General features: G+C 67.9%; 20 protein-coding genes. 13 read left to right on the top strand and 7 right to left on the bottom strand.

Annotation, left to right across the window (positions count from 1 at the left end; translation table 11 throughout):
- The first annotated feature begins 21 nt into the window (after positions 1-21).
- The 4 genes from C9E82_RS07030 to C9E82_RS07015 are packed head-to-tail and all read left to right on the top strand — an operon-like array spanning position 22 to position 2,694.
- On the top strand, positions 22-1,263 hold the full coding sequence (locus C9E82_RS07030; RefSeq protein ID WP_119899765.1) for a DUF4123 domain-containing protein: 1,242 nt from the start codon (positions 22-24) through the stop codon (positions 1,261-1,263).
- A complete protein-coding gene (locus C9E82_RS07025; RefSeq protein WP_119899763.1) occupies positions 1,260-1,979 on the top strand; it encodes a hypothetical protein in 720 nt (239 codons plus the stop codon). Before C9E82_RS07030 ends, C9E82_RS07025 begins: the two co-directional genes overlap by 4 nt.
- Positions 1,976-2,392, top strand: coding sequence for a hypothetical protein (locus tag C9E82_RS07020; RefSeq protein ID WP_119899761.1), 417 nt, complete (start codon positions 1,976-1,978; stop codon positions 2,390-2,392). Before C9E82_RS07025 ends, C9E82_RS07020 begins: the two co-directional genes overlap by 4 nt.
- Positions 2,389-2,694, top strand: a complete 306-nt coding sequence (locus C9E82_RS07015; RefSeq protein WP_122449226.1) for a hypothetical protein — start codon at positions 2,389-2,391, stop codon at positions 2,692-2,694. The genes C9E82_RS07020 and C9E82_RS07015 overlap by 4 nt, the downstream gene beginning before the upstream one ends.
- Positions 2,695-2,775: 81 nt before the next feature.
- Here C9E82_RS07015 and C9E82_RS07010 read toward each other — a convergent pair whose 3' ends face one another.
- Entirely contained in the window at positions 2,776-3,933 is a 1,158-nt protein-coding gene (locus C9E82_RS07010) for a CaiB/BaiF CoA transferase family protein (protein ID WP_119896294.1), read from the bottom strand.
- Positions 3,933-5,147, bottom strand: coding sequence for an acyl-CoA dehydrogenase (locus tag C9E82_RS07005; protein WP_119896295.1), 1,215 nt, complete (start codon positions 5,145-5,147; stop codon positions 3,933-3,935). Before C9E82_RS07005 ends, C9E82_RS07010 begins: the two co-directional genes overlap by 1 nt.
- A gap of 98 nt (positions 5,148-5,245) precedes the next feature.
- On the opposite strand from C9E82_RS07005, the gene C9E82_RS07000 reads away from it, so the two are divergent.
- Positions 5,246-6,172, top strand: a complete 927-nt coding sequence (locus tag C9E82_RS07000) for a LysR family transcriptional regulator (RefSeq protein ID WP_244936002.1) — start codon at positions 5,246-5,248, stop codon at positions 6,170-6,172.
- A gap of 155 nt (positions 6,173-6,327) precedes the next feature.
- Here C9E82_RS07000 and C9E82_RS06995 read toward each other — a convergent pair whose 3' ends face one another.
- Genes C9E82_RS06995 through C9E82_RS24445 form a run of 3 tightly spaced genes read right to left on the bottom strand, consistent with a single transcriptional unit; the run spans position 6,328 to position 9,300 of the window.
- Positions 6,328-7,428: a ParB/RepB/Spo0J family partition protein gene (locus C9E82_RS06995; protein WP_119896296.1), complete on the bottom strand. Its 1,101-nt coding sequence runs from the start codon at positions 7,426-7,428 to the stop codon at positions 6,328-6,330.
- A complete protein-coding gene (locus tag C9E82_RS06990) occupies positions 7,425-8,732 on the bottom strand; it encodes an AAA family ATPase (protein ID WP_119896297.1) in 1,308 nt (435 codons plus the stop codon). The genes C9E82_RS06995 and C9E82_RS06990 overlap by 4 nt, the downstream gene beginning before the upstream one ends.
- A 49-nt stretch (positions 8,733-8,781) precedes the next feature.
- Positions 8,782-9,300 carry a hypothetical protein gene (locus C9E82_RS24445; RefSeq protein ID WP_170161957.1) on the bottom strand — a complete coding sequence of 173 codons (519 nt, stop codon included), beginning with the start codon at positions 9,298-9,300 and terminating at the stop codon, positions 8,782-8,784.
- Here C9E82_RS24445 and C9E82_RS06985 point away from each other — a divergent pair.
- From C9E82_RS06985 to C9E82_RS06970, 4 genes are all read left to right on the top strand, one after another.
- Complete coding sequence (locus tag C9E82_RS06985; RefSeq protein ID WP_119896298.1) at positions 9,209-9,895, top strand: hypothetical protein; 687 nt, start codon at positions 9,209-9,211, stop codon at positions 9,893-9,895. The genes C9E82_RS24445 and C9E82_RS06985 overlap by 92 nt on opposite strands.
- Positions 9,896-10,099: 204 nt before the next feature.
- The gene (locus C9E82_RS06980; protein ID WP_119896299.1) at positions 10,100-11,095 is read left to right on the top strand and encodes an ABC transporter substrate-binding protein; all 996 of its coding nucleotides are present in this window, start codon (positions 10,100-10,102) and stop codon (positions 11,093-11,095) included.
- A gap of 81 nt (positions 11,096-11,176) precedes the next feature.
- Positions 11,177-12,058, top strand: a complete 882-nt coding sequence (locus C9E82_RS06975) for an ABC transporter permease (protein WP_119896300.1) — start codon at positions 11,177-11,179, stop codon at positions 12,056-12,058.
- Complete coding sequence (locus C9E82_RS06970; RefSeq protein ID WP_119896301.1) at positions 12,055-13,122, top strand: quaternary amine ABC transporter ATP-binding protein; 1,068 nt, start codon at positions 12,055-12,057, stop codon at positions 13,120-13,122. The genes C9E82_RS06975 and C9E82_RS06970 overlap by 4 nt, the downstream gene beginning before the upstream one ends.
- A 12-nt stretch (positions 13,123-13,134) precedes the next feature.
- On the opposite strand, the gene C9E82_RS06965 is transcribed toward C9E82_RS06970, so the two are convergent.
- Both C9E82_RS06965 and C9E82_RS06960 read right to left on the bottom strand, forming a co-directional pair.
- The gene (locus C9E82_RS06965; protein WP_119896302.1) at positions 13,135-16,233 is read right to left on the bottom strand and encodes an efflux RND transporter permease subunit; all 3,099 of its coding nucleotides are present in this window, start codon (positions 16,231-16,233) and stop codon (positions 13,135-13,137) included.
- Positions 16,234-16,236: 3 nt separating this feature from the next.
- Entirely contained in the window at positions 16,237-17,334 is a 1,098-nt protein-coding gene (locus C9E82_RS06960) for an efflux RND transporter periplasmic adaptor subunit (protein ID WP_170161958.1), read from the bottom strand.
- A gap of 425 nt (positions 17,335-17,759) precedes the next feature.
- Here C9E82_RS06960 and cysD point away from each other — a divergent pair, with 425 nt between their 5' ends.
- From cysD to C9E82_RS06940, 4 genes are all read left to right on the top strand, one after another.
- Positions 17,760-18,695, top strand: a complete 936-nt coding sequence (gene cysD, locus C9E82_RS06955) for a sulfate adenylyltransferase subunit CysD (protein ID WP_119896304.1) — start codon at positions 17,760-17,762, stop codon at positions 18,693-18,695.
- Complete coding sequence (cysN, locus tag C9E82_RS06950; protein ID WP_119896305.1) at positions 18,695-20,620, top strand: sulfate adenylyltransferase subunit CysN; 1,926 nt, start codon at positions 18,695-18,697, stop codon at positions 20,618-20,620. Before cysD ends, cysN begins: the two co-directional genes overlap by 1 nt.
- 544 nt (positions 20,621-21,164) lie before the next feature.
- A complete protein-coding gene (locus tag C9E82_RS06945; protein ID WP_119896306.1) occupies positions 21,165-22,046 on the top strand; it encodes an AraC family transcriptional regulator in 882 nt (293 codons plus the stop codon).
- A gap of 97 nt (positions 22,047-22,143) precedes the next feature.
- Positions 22,144-23,055 (top strand): ABC transporter substrate-binding protein, encoded by a 912-nt coding sequence (locus C9E82_RS06940; RefSeq protein WP_119896307.1) that lies wholly within the window; start codon positions 22,144-22,146, stop codon positions 23,053-23,055.
- Positions 23,056-23,070 lie beyond the last annotated feature (15 nt).

Raw genomic sequence — 23,070 nt, 5'->3', positions numbered from 1 at the left:
CAGGCACAGTAACCGTTTCAAATGTCGATCTTTTTTGCCAAGGTCAGCTTTGTCGCCCCCGATGGCAGGGAGGGCCGCTCGGAATGGGCGGTCGAGGCATCGCATGGCGATCACGCCCAGCAACTGATCCGTCACCGCCTCGGCCGCGACGGCCGGGTGCCGCTGTCGATCCAGGTCGAACCGCTGGACGCCGGGCATGGCGAGGGCGAGGGCGGGTTTCGCGACGTGGGCATGATGGACATGCTGCGCGAGGGGCCGATCCACTGGACCGGCCTGCCCGACGATGCCGCGCTGGCCATCACCGAATCCGCCCCGGACGCGGACGGGATCGGGGTGCCGGACTGGATCGCCCCGCCCTATTGGCGCGCGCTGTTCGCCGCGCGGGGCGCGGACCGCATCTATGCGGTGATCGATCCCCATGCCTGGCCCTCGCGCCATGGCAGCCTGGCCGAGGACATCGCCGCCGCCGACCTGCCCGCCGCCTGCCTGTTCGACGCCGCCCCCGGCAGCGCCCAGGCCGACAGCGCCCCCTGGCTGATCGAGTTGACGCCGCCGCCGGGGCCGCTGGACGAGGCGCCCTCCAGCCTGCATCGCCGCGCCTTCCGGCAGGGGACCGGCCCGGCGGGCCAGCTGTTCCTGCGCGCCCCCCTGCCCCTGGACGAGATGCGCCGCGCGCTGCGCAAGCTGACCAAGATCCAGGACCTGGACGGCAAGTGGTATTTCAACCGCTTCTGGGAGCCGGAATTCTTCCTCTATTTCATGCTGTTCCTGGAAGGCCGGCGGCTGCTGGCGCCGCTGGCGCCGCTAACCGGCTTCGCCCTGGCCAGCGAAGGCAGGATCATCACCGCCCGCACCGACCTGCGCGGCACCCTTCAGGCGCCGCAGGATCGCGCCGGGGATCTGGATTTGCTTTTCGAGGCGGGAACCGCCATGGTTTCCCTGCGCCATGCGCGTAGGCTTGAAAAGGAGTTCGGGAAGGGCTGCGATCCCGACGCGGTCTATGCGCTGGCGAAAGAGCGTTTTGGCCTGGCCGCGATGGATTACCGCTTCGTGATGAAATGCGTCGAGATCTGCTACAGCCTGCTGGCATTCTTCGGCGATCACGCGGCCGGGCGGCTTGGCGAGGATGCGGTCGGCCCCTGTTTCGACGACAGCGGCCAGCTTTCCCCCCATATCGAGATTTTACACGGGCTGTGCATGTTCGGCCTGAGGCAGGACATCGCGCCCGATCAATTGCGCAGCGAAGTGAGATTTGGACCGTGACCGAGGACGCATTCTCCATCACCGGCAGCGCCCGCCGCGCCGCCAGTTCGGCCCGCTCGCGCATCTCCCAGGGCGGCTCGCTGGGATCGGGCTCGGCCGCGTCCGGGTCGCGCGGGTCGGGCAGCGGCAGCGGCAATTCCTCGGGCGGCGGCGATGCCGGGATGCCGCCCGAGCTGTCGGGCGGGCGCACCTGCCGGACCTGTCCCGAATGGCGCTATGTGATGGGCATCCGCAAGCTGGGCGGCGTGCCCTTCCTCTATTCCTGGCACCACCTGTTCCTGATCGCCTGGAATCGCGGCGGCGACGGGGCGATGCCCACCTACAGCGCCTTCCCCTCGAACCAGAACGGCGATCCGGGCGTGAGCGGGCCGCTTGTGGGCGCCGCGACCAGCGACAGCTCGAAGCCGGTCGATCGCGACCACCAGGCCGATGCCGGGGACCGGACCGACATGGGCCACCTGCAATTCGCATATGCCGCCAGCTTCGCGCGCAGCGGCGAATATGCACCCGGCAACCGCTATGTGGTCCTCAGCGACATGAACCGGAACCTGACCGGCGCGCTGATGGCCGAGGGCCAGGCGATCGACGCCATGCGCATCCGCTATGTCGCGACCGGGCCGAACAGCAATTCCTTCGCCATGTCGCTGGCCGAGCGCGTGGGCCTGCCCCGGCGCAAGCCCGCGGGCGATGCGCCCGGCTCGGGGATCAAGCTGTGACCGGGCGCCGCGCCCTGCTGGCCGCGCTGATCGGCCTGCCGCTGCTGCCGCTTGCCGCCGAGGAGGCCGCCATGAGAGCCGATGTGACCCTTGATGCGACGGATGGCGAGGAGCGGATCCGCGACAAGCTGGCCCGGCTGCTGACCGGCCAGCCCCTGGACGAGGTCGCCCGGCTGCTGCGCGAGGCAGGGGCGCGCGATCCCGGCGTGATCGACCTGGCGCGGCCGGCGGAAACGGGCGCCGATCCGGGCACCGACCTGGGCGACGGCATCCGCGCCGGCGATCCGGTGCTTGCCGTGACATTCGGCCTGCGCAGGGGGTTCCTGCGCGGCGACCGGCGCATCCAGGCGGACCTGGACCACGACGGCACCGCCGTCACCGGCCTGCGCGGGCTGCGGATGCTGCCCAAATGAGCCACCAGCCCCTGCCCGGCGCGATGGAGCTGCGGCTTGACATGGACGAGGCCGCGATCACCGAGGCCGCCGAGACCGCGCTGATCGGCATCCACGCCACCCGGCTGCCGCGGCATGTCGGCCATCCCGCCGATGATTTCGACCTGCTGTGGCAGGCCGACGGCACCGCCATCCTGACCATCCGCCTGTGGCAGGAGCTGCAGCCCCCCTTCCGCCACGCCGTCGTCGTGCTGGTGCTGACCTTCCAGAAGGGCTGCGTCTCGGGCGTCGAGGAATGCGTCCGGCGCAGCTTCGGGGGCTGAGGGCGCGCCGGCGGGTATTTGGACAACGAAGAAGCGGCAGGCGGCAGGGGCGCGGCGGGGCGGCGGGGCGGGGCGGGGCGATCAGCCTTCGGGCGGGGTGTCCGCGAAGCGCCATTCGCCCTCGCCGAGCGTCGGGGCGGCGCGCTCGGTTTCCAGCCGGCTGCGCGAGAAGCGCAGCGGGCTGCGCAGCCCGGCGATCCCCTCGGGCGCGATGCGCAGCCCCCGCGCGGCGACCTGGCGGTCGGCCAACGCCTCGGCCACGTCATTGACCGGCCCGGCGGGAACGCCCGCCCCTTCCAGCGCCGCGATCAGCCCGGCGCGGGTGAAGCGCGCGGTGGCCGCGGAAAGCTGCGGCACCAGCCGATCGCGATGGGCGACGCGGGCCGGGTTGGTCGCATAGTCGGGATCCTGCGCCAAAGCGTGCAGATCCAGCACCCGGCACAGCGCGGCGAATTGCCGGTCATTGCCGCAGGCGACGATCAGGTGCCCGTCAGCGGCCGGGAACAGCTGATAGGGCACGATGTTCGGATGCGCATTGCCCAGCCGGTGCGGCACCGTCCCGCCCAGCAGGTAGTTCGTCGCCTGGTTGGCCAGCACCGCCAGGGCGCAATCCAGAAGCGACAGGTCCAGGTGCTGGCCCAGCCCCGAGCGCGCGCGTTCCGCCAGTGCCGCCTGCACCGCGATCACCCCGTAGAGCCCGGTGAAGATGTCGATCCAGGCCACGCCGACCTTCTGCGGCTCGCCTTGGGGGTCGCCGGTCAGGTCCATGATCCCGCACATGCCCTGGATCATGAAGTCGTAGCCCGGCTGCGCGGCGCGCGGCCCGTCCTGCCCGAAGCCGGTGACCGAGGCATAGACCAGGCCCGGATTGCGCGCGGCAAGGCTGTCGTAATCCAGCCCGAAGCGCCTGAGCCCGCCGACCTTGAAATTCTCGATCACCACGTCGGCGCCGTCGATCAGCGCCTTCAGCCGCGCCAGATCGCCCGGATCGTTGAAGTCGCAGGTCACCGACCGCTTGCCGCGGTTCGCGGCGTGGAAATAGGCGGCGACGGTCTCGGGTTCGCCATCGGCGCGGGGACGGGTGATGAAGGGCGGGCCCCAGCGGCGGGTGTCGTCGCCCTCGGGCGCCTCGACCTTGATGACCTCGGCGCCCAGGTCGGCCAGGGTCTGGCCGATCCAGGGACCCGCGAGGATGCGGGCCAGCTCGACCACCTTCAGGCCCCGAAGCGGCGCGGCCATCAGCCGAAGGCCTGGATGCCCGTCTGGGCGCGGCCCAGGATCAGCGCATGGACGTCATGGGTGCCCTCGTAGGTGTTCACCGTCTCCAGGTTCTGGGCATGACGCATGACGTGATATTCGATCTGGATGCCGTTGCCGCCATGCATGTCGCGGGCCTGACGCGCGATCTCCAGCGCCTTGCCGCAATTGTTGCGCTTGACCAGGCTGATCATCTCGGGGGCGAAGCGGCCCTCGTCGAACAGGCGCCCGACCCGCAGGCTGGCCTGCAGCCCCAGCGCGATCTCGGTCTGCATGTCGGCCAGCTTCTTCTGGAAAAGCTGCGTCGCGGCCAGCGGGCGGTTGAACTGGTGGCGGTCCAGCCCGTATTGGCGCGCGCGGTGCCAGCAATCCTCGGCCGCGCCCATCGCGCCCCAGCTGATGCCATAGCGCGCGCGGTTCAGGCAGCCGAAGGGTCCGCCCATGCCCTCGACGCCGGGCAGCAGCGCGTCTTCCCCGACCTCGACATCCTCCATGACGATCTCGCCGGTGATCGAGGCGCGCAGGCTCAGCTTGCCCTCGATCTTCGGCGCCGACAGCCCCTTCATGCCCTTCTCCAGCACGAAGCCGCGCACCTTGCCGCCATGCGCCTCGGACTTGGCCCAGACCACGAAGACATCCGCGATCGGCGCGTTCGAGATCCACATCTTCGCGCCATTCAGCCGATAGCCGCCGGCGGTCTTCTTCGCCACCGTCCGCATGCCCGCCGGGTCGGAGCCCGCATCCGGCTCGGTCAGGCCGAAGCAGCCGATGAACTCGCCCGAGGCCAGCTTCGGCAGGAATTTCCGCTTCTGCTCCTCGCTGCCGTAAGCCTCGATCGGATACATCACCAGCGAGCTTTGCACCGAGGCCATCGAGCGATAGCCCGAATCGACCCGCTCGATCTCGCGCGCGACCAGCCCATAGGCGACATAGGACGCCCCTGCCCCGCCATGGTCTTCGGCCACGGTGACGCCCAGCAATCCGGCCCGGCCCATCTCGCGGAAGATCTCGGGATCGGTATGTTCGTTCAGATAGGCGTCCTGCACCCGCGGGGCCAGCCGGTCGGCCGCGAAGGCCCGCGCGCTGTCGCGGATCATCCGCTCCTCCTCGCTCAGCTGATCCTCCAGCAGGAAGGGATCCTCCCATGCGAAGGGCTGACCCTTGTGCGACTTGCCACCCTGCGATTTCACCGACATGCGAAAGCCTCCTGATACCCGCGCCGGGACCGGCCCCGGCTTTCCCCCTGATTATCCATTTACCAGGCGCATGAAAAATGGATAATCTGCATCAGATCATGCATCAGGCGAATATGCGGCAAAGGCGCTTCCTTCCCAATCTCGGCCTGCTCCTGGCCTTCGACGCGGTGATGCGCAGCGGTTCCGTCACCGCGGCCGCGGCCGAGCTGGGCCTGACGCAAAGCACCGTCAGCCGCCTGATCCAGGGGCTGGAGACGCAGCTGGGCCAGGCGCTGTTCCTGCGCCACAAGAAGCGGCTGGTGCCGACCCAGGCGGCGGCGCGCTATTTCGCCGATGTCTCGGGCGCGCTGGACCTGATCCAGCGGGCCAGCATGTCGCTGATCGCCAATCCCGATGGCGGCTCGCTGGACCTGGCGGTGCTGCCGACTTTCGGCACCCGCTGGCTGGCCCCGCGCCTGCCGGATTTCCTGTCGGCCAATCCCGGCGTGTCGGTCAACCTGGCGACCCGCTTCGCCATGTTCAGCTTCGAGACCGAGCCCTTCGACGCGATGATCTATTTCGGCAAGGGCGACTGGCCCGAGGCCGCGCATCTGAAGCTCTTCGACGAAAGCCTGACCGCCTGCGCCTCGCCCGGCTTCCTGGCCCGCCACCCGATCGCCTCGGCCGAGGCGCTGCATGACAAGCTGCTGCTGCAGCTGGAGACCCGGCCGACCGCCTGGGAATCGTGGTTCAGGGGCCAGGGCGCCGCGCCGCCGGCCGCCATCAACGGCATGTGGCTGGACCAGTTCTCGATGATGATCCAGGCGGCGATCTCGGACCTGGGCGTCGCGCTGCTGCCCGACTACCTGGCGCGGATCGAGATCGCCGGCGGGCGGCTGCGGCCGATCCTGAAGCCGGCCGTGCCCGGACCCGGCGCCTATTGGCTGGCATGGCCGCGCAGCAAGGAGGGGCTGCGCCCGCTGATGGCCTTCCGGGACTGGCTGTCGCGCCATGTCGCCGCGGGCTCCGACCGCCCCGATCCGTGACCGGAATCGACGGGATCGGGTCTTTTCGGGGTTTTTCAGGCGGTTTTCTTCTCTGTTTGAAACCAGTCAATTGAAATTCTTATCCGCATCACAATCAGTTTATGCGGATCATTCGGATGCCACCCCCCCTTGGGGGGCCTTCCCCGCGGGGAAGGTCACTCCAGCTGGTCCAGCATCGAGGCCACGGCCGCCTCCAGCCGCCGCCGGTCGATGGCCGAGAAGTCGCGCGGCAGCCGGATCTCCAGCCGGCCATTGGCGGCGGTGCATTTGGCGCTGCCCTGCGGACGGGCGATCTGGAAGGTGGTCTTGGCCTTGGCCGCGGGCGTCGCTGGCGCGGGCGCCGGCCCCTGCACCTCGCCTTCAGTGACATCGCCCCCCTGCCCCGCATAGCGGCGCAGCACCTCCAGCTCATCCTTGACCGAGCGCGTGTCCCAGTCCTTCAGCTCGGCCTTGATCGCCGCCGCCGTGCCCGGCACCTCGTCCAGCCGCTGCGACAGCATCAGCCCCAGCGCGCGCGGGATGTCCTGCGGATACAGCAGCACCTCTCCCAGCGCCTCGACCAGCCGGATGAAGTTGCGGATATAGCTGCGCTTCTGATAGCCGGCCGAGCGGAACAGGATCGCCACCGCCTTTTCCGGGTCGTTCTCCGGGGTCATCGGGTCCATCGCATAATGGACGGCCAGCTGCGCCATCTCGGCGAAAGAGATGTCCTTGCGCACCATGTTCTCATCGACCATGCGCCGATAGAGCCGCTCCAGCTCGTCCCCGCGCGCGGCGATCCCGGCCGGGATCCGGCCCCAGGCCTCGGCATCGCCGGTCTCCTCCAGCAGCTGGCGATAGGCCGACAGCCGCCGCCAGCCCTGGATCAGCTCATAGCGGCCATCGGCGGCGGGCTCGACCCGGATCGGGTTCGACAGGCCGATCTCGCGGATCGAATCGACCAGCTCCGACAGCTCGTAATCGGCACCGGGCGCGCGGTCGCGGATCAGCTTGTTGGTGTCGATGGCGTCCAGCGGCACCATGTCGGTGATCAGCCCGGCCCGCTTCAGCCGCACATGTTCCTGGGCCAGCGCATCGTTCTCGGCGCGGATCTCGGCCTCCAGCCGCGCCCGGTCGCGGGTCGATTCCACCGTCTCGGCGATGGCCGAGGCCATCGGGCCGCGGCGCTGGTCCTGGTCCCCGGCCTTCCCCGCGGGGAAGGTTTCGCTGTCGTCATCGGGGATCTCGATGTCGAATACCCGGCGTTTCCTGCTCATGCCGTCTCCTCCTCCAGCTGGTTCCAGGCCGCCAGGACATGGCCGCGGAATTCCTCATAGGCCTGGTCGAAGGTCGCCCGCGCCCGGCGCCAGGTGCCCCGCGTCATCTCGCGGTAATCGATCTCGTAGATCGAGGACAGGAAGCGGCCCGACTGCTCGACCGCGCGGGTCAGCTCGATCGGGTGCTGGGCCATGCGTTCGCCGAAAACCTGCTGGAAGGCGTTCAGCATCGCCTGGTGCAGGTCGTTCGAGGGTTCGTAGCGGGTCATCAGGAAGCGGATGTCGGCGAAGGCCTTGGGCAGCGCGATCTTCCCCGTGGGGAAGTTCTCGAAGCCATGCGACAGATCCTCCAGCGCCTCGGCCAGCTGGCCGATGAAGCTGGTGGTCGAGTCGTATTCCCAGTAGCCGGGGCCCGAGGGGATATAGAGCATGTCGGCAGCGAAGACCGCGTTCATCGACTGATAGCCGATCGCCGGCGGGCAGTCGAACAGGATCAGGTCATAGGCATCGTCGGCCAGCCCGTCCAGGAAGCGCGACACCGCGCCGAAGAAGGTCCATTCCGGGTTCAGGTGGCGGTACTGGGCGCTGGCGAATTCCACGAAGGCGGCATTGGCGCAGCTGGGCACGATGTCGATGGTCGGCCAGGCGGTGGGCTTGATGAAATCGGCCGGGCGCAGCGTGCCCAGGCCCATGTCGCGGATCGAGGCGGGCAGCTTGCGGCGGGGCAGGGCGGTCCCCGATTCGGCGCCGCTGGAGGCCGCGTTCATCCGGTCGGTCTCGCGCTCCAGGTCGCGGGCCATGATGCCCCAGACGGTATGGTCCTCGCCCACGTCGTTCAGGCCCATGGAATGGGACAGCGTCGCCTGCGGGTCGAAATCCACCACCAGCACCCGATAGCCGTCCAGCGCGGCGGCATGGGCGAAATGCAGCGCCACCGTCGACTTGCCGGCGCCGCCCTTGAAATTGGCGATGGCGGCGCGGAAGGCGCGCTTGCCCTCGGGGCGGGGCGGCATCAGCGACTTGCGGTTGATGCGGATGCGGCGGCGCAGCTCGTTGATCTCGTCCAGCGAGAACCAGCGCTGGCGGCCGTCCTCCTCGACTTCCCCGAGGGGAAGGTTCGGGTCCGCGGCCAGCTTGCCGCGGAAGGTGGACTGGTTGATGCGGAAGATCAGCTCTGCCACCTCCCAGCTGGAGAAGCGGCGCAGCGTCTTCTCGTTCGAGGGGCTGAAGGTCTGCCGCCGGATCCAGCCCTGCATCTTCAGCGACTGGGTCTGCAGCCGCGATAGGTCTTCATGAGTATACATGGCTCTGCCTGTCTGTTTTCTGGGACGCAGATCAGCGTCGTTTCCGCTTTTACGCCGGATTTGCCTTTTTGGCAAAAGGGGATTTGAATGAAGTTGCCGAAAAGGCGAAATGCAGCGAATCCAAGCGGGTGCTGCGCGAATCGCATGTGGCGGGCAGGGGGCCAACGGGCAGGACGCCGATCGCCGGATAGGGGGACAATCCGTTCCCGGCACCGGGCGATTGGGGGACAAAACCGGCCGATAGGGGGACAGCCAGGATGTCCCACAATACCATTGATACCGTTTTTTCTTGATGGAATGGGGTCGGGATTTTCGGGGTCACGGCAAAGCGCTTGACAGAATCGGATTTCAGGACGCAAATGCCTTCAATGTGGCGAAAAACGTTCCAGGCGGCAAAAGACCGCGCAAGCCACGAGGGCAGTGCCTGCAGCAGCGGGCAATAAAAAAGCCGGGAAACCCGGCAGGCAGGAGCAGCGATGCAGGTGATCCGTCCGGTCGGACGCGACGCAGGGTCGAAGAAATATGACCTCCTCTCGGCGATGATGGCACATGCGCTGGCGGGGGACAAACATCGTCAGCGCCAGGTCCTTCGGCTGATGGCGCTGATCACCGCGCGCTACAACTGGCAGCGCAACGAGCTGAGCATCGGCCAGCGCGAGATCGCCCGGCTGTGGTGCGTCGACGAACGCACCGTCAAGCGCGAGATGGCGCGGCTGCGCAGCCTGGGCTGGCTGGAGATCAAGCGGCAGGGCGCGCGGGGCCGGGTCTCGGTGCTGGAGCTGAACCTGGAACGCATCCTGCTGGACACCCGAGGCGAGTGGCCCAATATCGGCGAGGATTTCGTCAGCCGGGTCGGGGGCGCGGAAGGCCAGGCCCCGACCACGCCCGAGCCGAATGTCGTGCCCTTCCGCCGCGTCTCGGTCGAGCCGGGCGAGGGGCTGTGGGCCGGGATGCGCCGGCACCTGGCGCAGGAGGACCGGCCGCTGTTCGATGCCTGGTTCGCCGGGCTGGCCGATGGCGGGGTCGAGGGCGACTGCCTGACCCTGGCCGCGCCGACGCGATTCCATGCCACCTATGTCCAGACCCATCTGAACGACCGGCTGATCATTGCCGCCCGTCGTTGCGGTGCGGCAATCGGCCGGGTGCGGCTGCTGGGACCCTGACCGCGCCCTGGGCCGTATCGGTTTGTCACGCCGGATCATCCCTGTATAGTGAACTGCATTCCGCGAATGCGCCGCCTGGCGCTTCTGAATGCAACAGGGCCGGAAAGGCCCGCGGACCGTCCGGCGCGATCCTGCGTCCCGGACCTGTCCGCCAGGTCCCCGCGCATCGCGACAGGGGGGCCGCAACAGGATGGATCACGACATATGCGCAAGATTCTTGCATCGACGACGCTTGCCTTCGCGGCATTCACCGCCGCCCCGGCGCTGGCCCAGGACGATTGCGGCAGCGTGACCGTGGCCGAGATGAACTGGGCCAGCGCCGGGCTGGCGGCCTGGGTGGACAAGATCATCCTCGAGGAGGGCTATGGTTGCGACGTGGCGCTCGTCGCGGGTGATACGATGCCGACCTTCGCCTCGATGAACGAGAAGGCCGAGCCGGACATGGCGCCGGAACTGTGGGTCAACGCCGTCAAGGAGCCGCTGGACGCGGCGGTGGCCGAGGGGCGGATCGTGATCGCCGCGCAGATCCTGTCCGATGGCGGGGTCGAGGGGATCTGGGTGCCGACCTGGCTGGCCGAGCAGGAGGGCCTGGTGACGCTGGAGGACGCGCTGGCGCGGCCCGAGCTGTTCCCCGGCGCCGAGGACGGATCGAAGGGGGCCTGGTTCGGCTGCCCCTCGGGCTGGGCCTGCCAGGCGATCAACCGCAACCAGTTCGAGGGCGCAGATGCCGGCGAAAGGGGGTTCGAGCTGGTCGATACCGGCTCGGCGGCGGGGCTTGACGGCTCGATCGCGCGGGCCTTCGCCCGCGAGGAGGGCTGGCTGGGCTATTACTGGGCGCCGACGGCGATCCTGGGCAAATACGACATGACCCGGCTGGACCTGCAGGCCGAATTCGACCGCGAGCGCTGGGACAATTGCATGGTGGTCTCGGACTGTCCCGATCCGCAGGTGACGGAATGGCCGGTCTCGGACGTCTTCACGGCGGTGACGAAGGAATTCGCCGAAAAGGCCGGCGTGGCGATGGGCTATGTCGAAAACCGCGCCTGGAGCAACGAGACGGTGAACGAGATGCTGTCCTGGATGGGCGACAACCAGGCCAGCAACGAGGACGGCGCCTATGAGTTCCTGACCACGCGCGAGGATGTCTGGACCCAATGGGTGCCCGAGGAGGTGGCCGAGCGGGTGCGCGACGCGCTCTGACGCGTGGCGCGCGCGATCCGGCGGGGCAGGGCGCATGGATGCGGCCCTGCCTTCCTGCATTTCCCGACCAAGGACAGATGAATGGATCTTATCCGCTTTCCCGAAATGAGCCGGGGCGAGCTGCGCGCCCTGCGCCAGACCGTCGACGGCGCCTTCCGCGAGTTCACCCGCATCTGGGGCGATCCGCTGGAAAACCTGTTCGCGCCGCTGGCCCGGCTGCTGACCTTCCTTGAGAACCTGCTGATCGATTCGCCCTGGATCCTGGTGCTGGCCGTGCTGGCCGCCGGGATCTGGCTGGCCAGCCGAAGCTGGAAGATCGCGCTGGGATCGGTGCTGGCGCTGCTGGTCGTCGGCTATCTGGGCATGTGGGAGGACACGATGCGCACCATCGCCATGGTCGCGGTCTGCACCCTGGTCGCGGTGGTGCTGGGCATCCCGGTCGGCATCCTGATGGCGCAGTCGAACCGCATGAACGCGGTGGTCACGCCGGTCCTGGACATGATGCAGACCATGCCCAGCTTCGTCTACCTGATCCCGGTGGTGATGATCTTCGGGCTGGGCAAGGTGCCCGGCGTGATCGCGGTGGTGATCTATGCCATCCCGCCGGTGATCCGGCTGACCAATCTGGGCATCCGCCATGTCGCCCCCGACGTGCTGGAGGCGGCCGAGGCCTTCGGGTCGTCGAAATGGCAGAAGCTGCGCGACGTGCAGCTGCCGCTGGCGCTGCCGACGATCATGGCCGGGGTCAACCAGACGATCATGATGAGCCTGGCGATGGTCGTCGTGGCCTCGATGATCGGGGTGCGCGGGCTGGGCCAGCCGGTGCTGCAGGCGATCAACAACCAGTATTTCACCATGGGGGTGATGAACGGCCTGGCCATCGTCGCCATCGCCATCATCATGGACCGCACGACCCAGGCCTATGGCCGGCGGCTGCAGAAGCACGCGGAGGCCGGGAAATGAGCGCGCCGCAGGAACAGGGCCAGGCCCATGGCATCGAGATCCGCAACCTTTACAAGATCTTCGGCCCCGATGCCGCGCGCCATCTTCCGGCGGTGAAGGCCGGGCTGGGCAAGGAGGAGTTGCACGACCGCCACGACCATGTGCTGGGGCTATGCGACATCAGCCTCAGCGTGCCGCCGGGCCGGATCACCGTGGTGATGGGGCTGTCGGGCTCGGGCAAGTCGACGCTGATCCGCCATGTCAACGGGCTGATCGCGCCGACCGCGGGGCAGGTGATCTGCGGCGGGCAGGACGTGGCGGCGATGAGTGATGTCCGGCTGCGCGCCTTCCGGCGGGAAAAGACGGCGATGGTGTTCCAGAAATTCGCGCTGCTGCCGCATCGCACGGTGCTGGAGAACGCCCGCTATGGGCTGGACATCCGCGGCCTTCCCGCCGCCGAGGCGGACGGTCGCGCCCGCCGCTGGATCGAGCGGGTCGGGCTGAAGGGCTACGAGGGCTATTATCCCCGCCAGCTGTCGGGGGGGATGCAGCAGCGGGTGGGCCTGGCCCGCGCGCTGACCAACGATGCCGAGATCCTGCTGATGGACGAGGCGTTTTCGGCGCTGGACCCGCTGATCCGGGTGGACATGCAGTCGATCCTGCTGGAATTGCAGAAGGAGCTGCGCAAGACCATCGTCTTCATCACCCATGACCTGGACGAGGCGCTGCGGCTGGGCGACAAGATCGCGATCCTGCGCGACGGCGCGATGGAGCAGGTGGGCACCGGGCAGGAGATCGTGCTGCGCCCGGCCAATGCCTATGTCGCCGATTTCGTGCGCGAGGTGAATCGCGGCCGGATCATCGAGGCGCAGACCATCGCCACGCCCGCCGCGCCGGGGGCGGCGCTGCCGGGCTTCACCGTCAAGGCGCGCTCGAAGCTGGACCGGGTGGCGCAGCGCATGGTCGAGGCCGGGGCAGGGGCCGCGCAGGTCCGCGACCCTCAGGGGCAGCTGCTGGGCGTGATCGACCTGCCGGCGATCCTGAACGCGATGGTCAATTCGGCCGATGCCGAAAGCGAGGAATGAGGCGGGCGGGCATCACTCGGCGCCGATCCGGGCGGCGCGTTCCGCCTCGGCCTCGGGTGCGGCGGTTTCCGGCTTCGGGCGCATGCGGACCCGTTCCACCAGCACATAGATCACCGGCGTCACGCAGAGCGTCAGCACGAAGGCGAAGCTGAGCCCGCCGGTGATGACCATGCCGATGGCGCGGCGGCTTTCGGCGCCCGCGCCGGTCGCGGTGGCCAGCGGCACCGCGCCCAGCACCATGGCGATGGTGGTCATCATCACCGGGCGCATCCGCGTCACCGCGCCCTCGATCGCGGCCTCGACCAGCGGCCGCCCCGCCGCGCGCAGCTGGTTCGAGAATTCGACGATCAGGATGCCGTTCTTGGCCATCAGCCCGACCAGCAGCACCAGCCCGACCTGCGAGAAGATATTGACCGAGGCGCCGACCAGGAACAGCGTCAGCACCGCCCCCGCCAGCCCAAGGGGCACGGTCAGCATGATCGTCAGCGGCGTGCGGAAGCTTTCGAACTGCGCGGCCAGCACCAGAAAGACAATGGCCAGCGACATCGCGAAGACCGTGGCCACGCCGCTGGAGGAGTTGATATAGTCCTTGGCCTGGCCGCTCCAGGCCAGCACTGCGCCCGCCGGCAGGTGCCGCGCGGCGGCTTCGACCGTGGCGATGGCGGCGGCCAGGTCGGTGCCCTCCAGCAGGTCGGCCTCCATCTGGATCGAATGCAGCCGGTCATAGCGGCGGATCTCGGGCACGGTGGCGCCGGTCTGGATCGTGGCGAAGGCGGAAAGCGGGATCAGGTCGCCGCGATTGTTGCGCAGCTGCACCGCCAGCATGTCCTGGATCGAGGCGCGGTCCTGGGCCTCGGCCTGCAGCACCACGGGATACTGGCGCCCATCGTTGTAATATTCGCCGACATTGCGGCTGGCGAACAGCACCTGCAGCGTCTGGGCGACGGTTTGCGAATCCAGCCCCAGGTCCTGCGCGCGCAGCCGGTCCACGATCAGGTCGGCGCCCGGCTGGTTGGCGTTGTAGCCGATCTCGACCTCGCCCAGTCCGGGCAGGTCCTGCAGCAGCGCGGCCAGGTCCTCGGCCCATTCCGAGGCCCGCGCGATGTCCGGCCCGCCCAGCATCCAGCGGATGCTGCCCTGGGCGCTGCTGATGCCCAGCCCGCCCGCCGGGCGGATGCTGATCGTGGCATCGGTGATCCTGTCCAGCTGCGGGCGCAGCTCTGCCATGATCTGGTCCGAGCTGAGGCTGCGCTGGTCCCAGTCCGCCAGCGTCACCAGCAGCAGCGAGCGGCGCAGGTCGCCCCACATGCCGACGATCGAGGTGACGTTGGTGATCGTGCCGTCCTCGACCATCGGGTCCAGGACCGCCTCGATCCGGCGGGCGACGGAATCGGTATGGGACAGGTCGACCCCCTGCGGGCCGCTGGCGAAGATGCGCAGCTGGCCGCGATCCTCCTGCGGGGTCAGTTCCTGCGGCAGGCTGCGATAGAGCGCGACCGAGGCCATCACCGCGAAGGCGGTGATCGAGAGGATCACCACCGGCCGGGCGATCATCCGCGAAAGCGCCGCGCGATAGCCGCGTTCCAGCGCGTGTATCAGCCGGTCCATGCCGCGGGTCAGCATGTTCGGGCGGTCGTTTTCGGGCAGCAGCCGTTCGGCCATCACCGGGGTCAGGGTCAGCGCGACGATGCTGGAGACCGCGACCGAGACCGCCAGCACGATGCCGAATTCGGCGAACAGTCGGCCGATCTCGCCCTCCATGAAGCTGACCGGCAGGAAGACCGAGACCAGCACGATGGTCGTGGCGATGACGGCGAAATTCACCTGGTTGGTGCCGTTGCGGACGGCGTCCGGGGTCCGTTCGCCAAGCGCCTTGTGGCGCTGGATGTTCTCCAGCACGATGATCGCATCGTCGACGACCAGGCCGATGGCCAGGATCAGCGCGAACAGCGTCAGGATGTTGATCGAGAAGCCCAGGGCCATCATCGCCAGCATCGCGCCCAGCATCGAGATCGGGATGGTGACCAGCGGCACCAGCGACAGCCGCGCCGAGCCGAGGAACAGGAAGATCACCGCCGTGACCAGCGCCACCGCCTCGAAGAAGACCATGGTGACCTGCTTGATCGAGCTTTCGATGAACACCGCCTCGTTCGAGGTGATGCGCATCGACATGCCGTCGGGCAGGGTAGGGCGGATGCGTTCCAGTTCCGCCAGGACCGCATCGGAAATGGCCACGGTATTGGCCTGCGCCTGCGGCTGCACGCCGATCCCCAGCGCGATCATGCCGTTCGAGCGGTAATAGGATTCGTTGCGTTCCGGCCCCTGTTCGATCCGCGCCACGTCGCCCAGCCGCAAGGGCCGTTCGCCGCCGCTGCGGATCACCATCTGCCGAAATTCCTCGGGCGAGGTGAAGCGGGTCTGGGCCAGCACCTGCAGGCGGCGCGCGCCGGTCTCGATCTCGCCGGCGGGCAGTTCGAGATTGTTGGCCTGAAGCGCGGCGATCACGTCGCCGGTGGTCACGCCATGGGCGGCCATGTGCGACTGGTCCAGCCAGATCCGCATCGCCGGCGCCCGTTCGCCGAACAGCGAGGCGGCGGCGACGCCGGGCAGGCGGGCCAGCCGGTCGACCAGGTAGCGGCGGGCATAGTCGGACAGCTCCAGCGGCGACATCTCGGTGCTGGACAGCGCCAGCCGCAGCACCGGGTCGCCCTCGTCGTCGTTCTTTTCCACCTGCGGCGCTTCCGCGTCGTCGGGCAGGCGGCCGACGATCCGCTCGATCGCGCCGCGCACGTCGTTGGCGGCGCTGTCGATGTCGCGGGAGGGGTCGAAGGTCAGCACCGTCCGCATCCGCCCGCGATCCGATCGCGTCTCCATCGAGGTCAGCCCGGCGATCCCGGCCAGCGCGCCCTCGACGACGGCGGCGACCTGGTTGTCCACCACCTCGGGCGAGGCGCCGGTATATTCGACGCGCACGGTGATCTCGGCCGTGTCCACCTGCGGCAATTCGCGCACCGGCAGGCGCGACATGGCGACGGCGCCGATCAGCACGATCAGAAGGTTCAGCACCGTCGCGAGGACCGGGCGGCGCAGGGAAAGGTCGGGCAGGGTCATGGCCTATTCCACCCGGCTGGCGGCCAGCGGCGTCGCCTCGACCGCCATGCCGGCACGGACCCGCTGCAGGTTCGAGACGATGATCTGCGCGGGCTGGGCGTCGGGTCCCGATTGCGCCGTCTCGATGCCCGACAGCACCTCGACCATGCCGTTGCGGGTCTGGCCGGTGGCGATCTCGACCTGGCGGGCGATGCCGTCCTCGACCAGCATCACCATCTCGCGCGCGCCATCGACGCTGAGCGCGCGTTCCGGGATGGTCGGGCGCTGGCGTTCCTGCAGGATCAGCTCGGCCTGCATGAACATGCCGCCGGCCAGCGCGCGGTCGTCATTGGCGATCTGGGCGCGCAGCGCGACCGAGCGGGTCTCGATGTCGACGCGGGTGTCGATGCCGGTGACATGGGCCGCGAAGACCCGGCCGGGCCAGGCGGGCGAGGTCATCTCGACCCGCTGGCCCGGCCGCAGGTGGGGCAGGATGGTTTCGGGGACGCGGAAGGCCACCTCGATCACCGACAGGTCGTCCAGGGTGGTGACGCGGGTCGCGGTATCGACCAGCTGGCCCTCGGCCAGGTCGGTCAGGCCGACGATGCCGTCGAAGGGGGCGGTCACGCTGCGGTCCTCCAGCGCGACCTGGGCCAGATCATGCGCGGCCTCGGCCCGCAGCAGCGCGGCGCGGGCGGTCTGGTAGGCCGCGTCCGAGGCGCTGCCGGCGCGGTTCAGCCGTTCCTGCCGCTCGAAGGCGGTGCGGGCCTCGGCCAGGGTCGCCTCGGCGGATTTCAGGTCGGCCTGCTCGGCCCGGTCGTCCAGCTGCAGCAGCAGGTCGCCCGCCGCCACCTGCATGCCGGGGGTGAAGGCGATCCGGGCGACGCGGCCGGCGGTCTTCGGCGTCAGCTCGATGGCGCGGATCGCCCGCGTCGTGCCGACCGCGCGGACGGTCTCGTTGAAGGTGGCCATCGTCACCGGCACGGTATCGACGCGCATCGGCGCCGGGGCCGAGGGGGCGATCATCGCTTCGCCCGTGGCTGCCAGCATCCGTTCGGTCAGGTAGAGCCCGCCGTATCCCGCGCCCAGAACCACCAGCGCGGCCAGAGCTGTCTTCACCATCCGCATTCCGTCTTCCCCAGCAAGCGGCGGCACCTCTTTTTTCCGACCGTGCAGCCCGCCGCGGTCGGTCCCGCCGGGCGCACACCGCAAGGTTGGCGCATTGTCGGCCCTGCGGCAATTGATTTTCCCGTGTAGCCACCGGATAACCCGATCCGTGTTGCGGTGGAAGACGGGACCGGTCTTTCGCGCCCTCCGGCAGGGGCAACGTTTCCGTGAGGATCGCGCCCGTCCCGAGAATGCCCGCCGGCTGGGCGGAGATCGTCGCGACAGGGCAGGCCGGGCACGGATTTCACGCAATCGGCGCGCAACCGGCAGGAGAAAGATTGCCGAAAGATCACGCGTGCGCGAAAGCGCCGCCGGCCCCTCTTGGTCTTGGCGCGCAAATCTGCCAATAGGGCGGCGCCAAGAACAAGGGCCTTCAGATCATGACGACTAACGTTGCCAGCCAGACCGGACTCTCCGCGGCGACCCTGACCCATCTGCAGCGACTGGAAGCGGAAAGCATCCACATCATGCGCGAAGTGGTGGCCGCGGCGGAAAATCCGGTGATGCTCTATTCGGTGGGCAAGGATTCGGCCTGTATGTTGCATCTGGCCAAGAAGGCCTTTTACCCCGCGCCGCCGCCCTTCCCGCTGCTGCATGTCGACACGACATGGAAATTCCGCGCCATGTACGAGCTGCGCGACCGCGCCGCCGAACAGGCGGGGATGAAGCTTCTGGTCCATCATAACCCCGAGGCGGTGGAAAAGGGCATCAACCCCTTCGACCACGGCAGCCTGCATACGGACATGTGGAAGACCGACGGGCTGAAGCAGGCGCTGACGAAATACAATTTCGACGTGGCCTTCGGCGGCGCCCGCCGCGACGAGGAGAAGTCGCGCGCCAAGGAGCGGATCTTTTCCTTCCGCAGCGCCAATCACCACTGGAACCCCAAGGACCAGCGCCCCGAGCTGTGGAAGCTCTACAATACCCGCAAGGCCAAGGGCGAATCGATCCGGGTCTTCCCGCTGTCCAACTGGACCGAGCTGGACATCTGGCAATATATCCACCTGGAAAACATCGACATCGTGCCGCTGTATTTCTCGGAGCCGCGCCCGGTGGTCGAGCGCGACGGTCTGCTGATCATGGTCGATGACGAGCGTTTCCGGCTGCGCGACGGCGAACAGCCGGTGATGAAATCGGTCCGCTTCCGCACGCTTGGCTGCTATCCTCTGACCGGCGCGGTGGAATCCGAGGCCCGGACCCTGCCCGAGGTCATCCAGGAGATGCTGCTGACCACCACGTCCGAACGCCAGGGCCGGGCGATCGACCACGATCAGTCCGCCTCGATGGAGAAGAAGAAGCAAGAGGGGTATTTCTGATGAAAGCCGATTCCAACATCGCCGGAAAGGACCCCGTCTATGTCGCGGACGCGCTGATCGCCGAGGATATCGACGCCTATCTGGAAAAGCACCAGCACAAGACCATGCTGCGCTTCATCACCTGCGGATCGGTCGATGACGGCAAGTCAACGCTGATCGGGCGGCTGCTTTACGACAGCAAGATGATCTTCGAGGACCAGCTGGCCAGCCTGGAAGCCGATTCCAAGGTCTCGGGCACGCAGGGCGGCGAGATCGACTTCGCGCTGCTGGTCGACGGCCTGGCCGCCGAGCGCGAGCAGGGCATCACCATCGACGTGGCCTATCGCTTCTTCGCGACCGACAAGCGCAAGTTCATCGTCGCCGACACGCCGGGGCACGAGCAATATACCCGCAACATGGTCACCGGCGCCTCGACCGCCGACCTGGCGGTGATCCTGATCGACGCGCGCCAGGGCGTGCTGACCCAGACGCGGCGCCATTCCTATCTGGTGAACCTGCTGGGCATCAAGAACGTGGTTCTGGCGGTGAACAAGATGGACCTGGTCGACTACTCGGCCGAGCGGTTCTACGAGATCGTCAGCGACTATTCGCATTTCGCCAAGCAGATCGGCATGGACAGCTTCCTGCCGATCCCGATTTCCGGGCTGAAGGGCGACAATATCGTCGAGAAGAGCCCGAACATGGCCTGGTATCAGGGCCCGACGCTGCTGGCCCATCTGGAAGAGGCGCCGCTGAACGACGCGGTGATGCAGGACTATGCCTTCCGCATGCCGGTGCAATGGGTGAACCGGCCGAACCTGGATTTCCGCGGCTTCGCCGGCCAGATCGGCGCGGGCCAGGTGCGGCCGGGCGAGGCGATCCGGGTGCTGCCCTCGGGCAAGACCACGCGGGTCAAGTCGATCGTCAGCTTCGACGGCAACCTGGACCAGGCCGTCGCCGGCCAGTCGGTGACGCTGACCTTCGAGGACGAGGTCGACTGTTCGCGCGGCGACGTGATCGTGCAGGCCGACGAGCCCTGCGAGGTCGCCGACCAGTTCGAGGCGACGCTGGTCTGGATGACGGATGCCGAGATGCTGCCGGGCCGTCCCTATCTGCTGAAGCTGGGCACCCAGACCGTCACCGCCACCGTGACCGAGCCGAAATACGAGGTGAACGTCAACACGCTGGAGCATCTGGCCTCGAAGACGCTGGGGCTGAACGCGATCGGGGTGGTCAATATCTCGACCGACCGGCCGATCCCGTTCGAGGCCTATGCGACCAATCCCGACCTGGGCGGCTTCATCCTGATCGACCGGATGAGCAATGCGACCGTCGCGGCGGGGATGATCCATTTCGCCCTGCGCCGCAGCCAGAACGTCCATTGGCAGGCCGTCGACATCGACCGCGACGCCCATGCGGCGCTGAAGAACCAGAAGGCCCGCGTGGTCTGGTTCACCGGTCTGTCGGGCTCGGGCAAGTCGACCATCGCCAATATCGTCGAGAAGAAGCTGCACGCCATGGGCAAGCACACCTTCCTTCTGGACGGCGACAACGTGCGCCACGGGCTGAACCGCGACCTGGGCTTCACCGATGCCGACCGGGTGGAAAACATCCGCCGCGTGGGCGAGGTGGCGCGGCTGATGACCGATGCCGGGCTGATCGTGCTGACCGCCTTCATCTCGCCCTTCCGGTCGGAACGGCGGATGGTGCGCGAGCTGATGGCCGAGGGCGAATTCGTCGAGGTCTATGTGAACACGCCGCTGGAGGTCGCCGAACAGCGCGACGTCAAGGGGCTGTATCGCAAGGCGCGCTCGGGCCAGCTGAAGAACTTCACCGGCATCGACAGCCCCTATGAGGAGCCCGAGCTGGCCGAGGTCGTGGTCAGCACGGTGGACCTGTCGCCCGAAGAGGCGGCCGAGAAGGTGCTGGAATACATCCTGCGCTGAGGGGCGCCCGCTTTTGCGCGGGCAAGGGGGGCTTTCCGCCCCCCGTCCCTGCGGGACTCCCCCCGAGGATATTTTCGCCAAGATGAAAGCGGCGCGGCGAATCGTCTTGCGATTTGCTGGGGAGGCGGCGGATCGTCATGGCGGAATGGGGTGGATCGGGATGGCGCGACCCTCGGCATGGTTCGTGCCGGTCCGATGCTGATCCGGCGGCCGCGCTTGCAGAAAAGTATGAGCGCCATCGCGGCGCATATGAACGCCGGCCTCTGCCGAGCGAACGGGCACGGCCAAGCGCATTCCGCAGCGAATCCGGGGATTTGCGTGTCATGTCTGGCTGGCGCCGCTGCGTCGCGGCGACGGCTTTCTGCCTTGCGGCGCGGCAGGTCCCATCCCTGCCCGGAATTCTTCTGCATTCCTGACAGTTGCCGGTCAAAAAAGTATCGGTAATTTCCCTGCCATGATGTGGAATTGCGCGGGGTCCGGGCATACCCTCGGACAAATGTCTGAAGGCGTGCCCGGAGGAGCGGGCGCGGGGGAGAGGATGGAAATGCAACCCGATCTGGAGCTGGTCCATATCCGCAAGGGCGAATCCTTCGCCGCGTGGATGCATGGCTATCCGTTCCGCACGGTGCGCTGGCACTATCACCCCGAATACGAGATCCACCTGGTCGTCGCGACCCGCGGCAAGTTCTATATCGGCGATTTCGTCGGCGATTTCGGCCCCGGACAGCTGATCATGACCGGCCCGAACCTGCCGCAGAACTGGATCAGCGATATCGGCCCGAACGAGGCCGTGCCGCTGCGGTCGCTGGTGATCCAGTTCCCGGAAAGCTTCATCGCGGGCGCGGCGGCGGCGATGCCGGAAATGGCGGCGATCCGCCCGCTGCTGGAACGCTCGCGCCGCGGGCTGCTGTTCGACGACGCCACCAGCGCGCGGGTCCGCCCACTGGTCGAGCGGCTGATCGAGGCGCAGGGCCTGGGCCGGCTGGCGCTGTTCTGGCAGATCCTGGAACATCTGGCCGAGGGTCAGCACGAGGTGCTGGCCAGCCTCAGCTTCCAGCTGGACCTAACGCGCATCAACGACAGCGGCATCAACCGCGCCATCGCCTATCTGAAGGAACACCTGACCGAGCAGGTCGAGGAAAGCGACCTTGCGCAGATGGTCGGCCAGAGCCAGAGCGCGTTCTCGCGCGCGTTCAAGCGCCATGCCGGCACCACGCTGGTGCGCTATCGCAACCAGCTGCGCATCGACCTGGCCTGCCAGATGCTGCTGACCGATCCCGACACCAAGGTCGCGGAGATCTGCTACGAGGTGGGTTTCTCGAACCTGTCGAACTTCAACCGCCATTTCCTGAACCTGAAGGGCATGTCGCCCTCGCAGTTCAGGGCCACCTTCGCGGCCAACCGGGAATTCGTCATGGCCGACTGACCCCGCCCGACAGACCGCATTTCACCAATTCGGGCGGCATGGCGCTGTCCGGAAACGTGCAGGCTTTGCCTGCCCAGATCCCGATGGGAGGACCCAGATGACCAAGAAAACCCTGCTTTCCGCTTCCGCCATGGCGCTTGCGCTGGTCGCGGCGCCCGCGCTTGCGCAGGACAAGCTGAAGATCGGCATGACCTTTCAGGAGCTGAACAACCCCTATTTCGTGTCCATGCAGGAGGCCCTGAACGAGGCCGCCGCCGATCTGGGCGCCGATGTGGTGGTGACCGATGCCGGCCATGACGTGGCCAAGCAGATCTCGGATGTCGAGGACATGCTGCAGCAGGGGATCGACATCCTGCTGCTGAACCCGACCGACAGCGCCGGGATCGAGGCCGCCGTCCATGCCGCCAAGGCGCAGGACGTGATCGTCGTCGCCGTGGATGCCAATGCGAACGGCCCGGTCGATACCTTCGTGGGATCGAAGAACCGCGACGCGGGCTACATGTCCTGCAAATACCTGGCCGAGGCGCTGGGAGGCGAGGGCGAGGTCGCGATCCTGGACGGGATCCCGGTCGTGCCGATCCTGCAGCGCGTCGAGGGCTGCAAGGCCGCGCTGGAGGAATTCGAGGGCATCAGCCTGGTCACCACCCAGAACGGCCGCCAGGACCGCTCGGTCGCGCTTGGCGTGGTCGAGAACATGATCCAGTCGCATCCGAACCTGGCCGGGATCTTCTCGGTCAATGACGGCGGCGCGATGGGTGCGCTGGCGGCGATCCAGGGCTCGGGGCGCGACATCAAGCTGACCTCGGTCGACGGCGCGCCCGAGGCGGTCAAGGCCATCGCCGACGGCACCCCCTTCATCGAGACCACCGCGCAGTTCCCTCGCGACCAGGTTCGCGTCGGCCTGGCCATGGCGCTGGCGCAGAAATGGGGCGCGCGCGTCGTTCCCGGCGAGGTGCCGATCGACGTCATGGTCGTGGACAGCGAGAACGCCGCCGATTTCAGCTGGTAGGCCGATCCGTCGCGC

The sequence above is a fragment of the Paracoccus sigandri genome (assembly GCF_003709565.1).
Taxonomy (GTDB): domain Bacteria; phylum Pseudomonadota; class Alphaproteobacteria; order Rhodobacterales; family Rhodobacteraceae; genus Paracoccus; species Paracoccus siganidrum.
The sequence above is the reverse complement of the archived record's forward strand: the minus strand, read 5'-3'. Positions and strand labels throughout refer to the sequence as shown.